2 protein-coding genes are annotated in these 2,032 nt (G+C 26.1%); both read right to left on the bottom strand.

Annotated features, from left to right (window positions below):
* Window positions 1–1,494, bottom strand: a 1,494-nt coding sequence (gene gshAB, locus VK071_02630) for a bifunctional glutamate--cysteine ligase GshA/glutathione synthetase GshB (GenBank protein ID HLR34206.1), incomplete at its 3' end; no start/stop codon positions are given.
* Window positions 1,487–2,032, bottom strand: a 546-nt coding sequence (locus VK071_02625) for an MATE family efflux transporter (GenBank protein ID HLR34205.1), incomplete at its 5' end; no start/stop codon positions are given. The genes gshAB and VK071_02625, both read right to left, overlap by 8 nt.

The following is a 2,032-nucleotide window of genomic DNA, read 5'->3' as shown; positions in this document are numbered from 1 at the left end:
ATAGTTATCCTTTGATGTTTTTGTCGCTTGCTTTATATACTCTATTTTATTATCTTTAGTAAGAGATATAAAATTATCACTTCTATCAATTAGTTCTGTTTTTATACCTCTTTTAATTGATTCCTTCATTAAAATCTGAGTCGATAGCTCTAAGTCTTCATATCCTTCTAATTTAAATCTATTATCATAAGCTAAATCTTTATATTTTTTAGCTAGATTTAAATGAGCATTTATATACCCTTCTTCTTTTACTTTTTCAATAATTTTATAAGTATAAGTTTCTTTATAATCTTCAACTCTTTTTCTTATATCTTCTATTATTTCTTCATATCCTAATTGTAGCTCATCATTTATAACTTTAATTTTATTTAAAATTTCAAGTCCCCATTCTACCTTAGATATATACTTTCCATCTTTTATTAGCTCAACATTATTTTGACCATGCATTGCTATTGTATTCTGATTGTTTAATGCTTCTTGTTGCCAATTTTCATAATTACTTTCATCTTCAATTAATAAAAATAAATTAAATATATTCATGAAATGCAAGTCATTTAAAGCAATTCCACCTTTTTCAAATGGGTTTATATCTATACTTCTATATTCTAAGTAATTTATACCATCGTTCATTAAAGAACTTAATAAATACTTAGGATCTTTTGCTTTTAACCTTATTGGAGCATATAGTTCTTTATGGTTCTCTATAAAATCTTCATCTATAAATTTATTAATACTATCAACATAATCCTTAACACTATTGTAATTTGGGTATAAATCTATTTTATTTTTATATCCACATTCACTATTTCTATAAGATAATGCTCCTTCATTCGAAAAACTATCTTTTGATATTTCTTTAAGTTGTTTTACACAGTCTTCTTGATAGCTTTCGTGTACAACGCCTGTGCATCCTAAAAGGTATATAAGTAACCATCTATAACGAAGATAGTTTCTTGTAACTTTTAAGTATATTTCATCTTTGAAAGTTTTATAATCCTTAATTTTATTACTATTTTCATATAGTTTTTTTATTATATTTTCATTAAATGAAAAATTATAATGTATTCCAGATATTAACTGTCTTTTACCACCATACTTTAAAAGTAGTTCTTCTCTATATTTTCTAGCTGTCTGTCCTTCTTCACATCCACAAAACTGTGCTATTGGGATATCTTTATCCTCTGGTATTATAGCTGGCATAGATTGCGGCCATATATATTCATCTTTAATCTCCATTGCTACTATATCATAGAGTGCATTTAAAAAATTATATGTTTCTTTTGTAGTTGAAAATGTAGGTGTTATTAACTCTAATTGGCTCTCTGAAAAATCTGTAGTTATATATGGATTTTTCATTTTATAACCAAAAACCTCTGGATGAGGGTTTGTTGATAATTTTCCTTCATAATCAACTCTAAGTCCTTCTCTTTCAATTCCAAAATTACCTTTTAATAATTCTTGTTTATTAAATAATTTTTTGATTGTATTAAGCATACTTCTCATCCTTTCTTACCTTAAGTATATACATAATATATGCTGCTATTCCTTTTAAAACACTTGATACTGAAATACTTAACCATACACCATTTACATCAAAATATTTTATAAATACTAATGCCATTGGTATTCTAAGTACAGTAAATATAATACTTATAGTAGCTGGAATATTTGGCATTCCAAGTCCTGTAAACATACCATTTGAAACCATTTCAATTGCACTAAATATTTGTGAATATGCTATTATTTTTAAATACATACTAGCAATTTCTATAGTAGAAGGATCATTTATGAAAATCTTTACTAGATACTCAGGTAATAATATAAATACTATTGATGTGCTAATTGCATATACTATACCTATCGTTAAAGAAGTATTATATCCTTTTACAATTCTATCGTACTTTTTAGCACCAAAATTTTGCCCTGTAAAGCTTGCTATTGCTCCATTTAAACCACCTATTATCATAAATGTTACCGACTCTATTTGAACTCCTATCTTTTGAGCTGCTATTGCATCTGAGCCAAATATAGA

Source organism: Tissierellales bacterium (assembly GCA_035301805.1).
In the GTDB taxonomy this organism is placed as follows: domain Bacteria; phylum Bacillota; class Clostridia; order Tissierellales; family DATGTQ01; genus DATGTQ01.
This window is presented reverse-complemented; position numbering and strand designations above follow the sequence as displayed.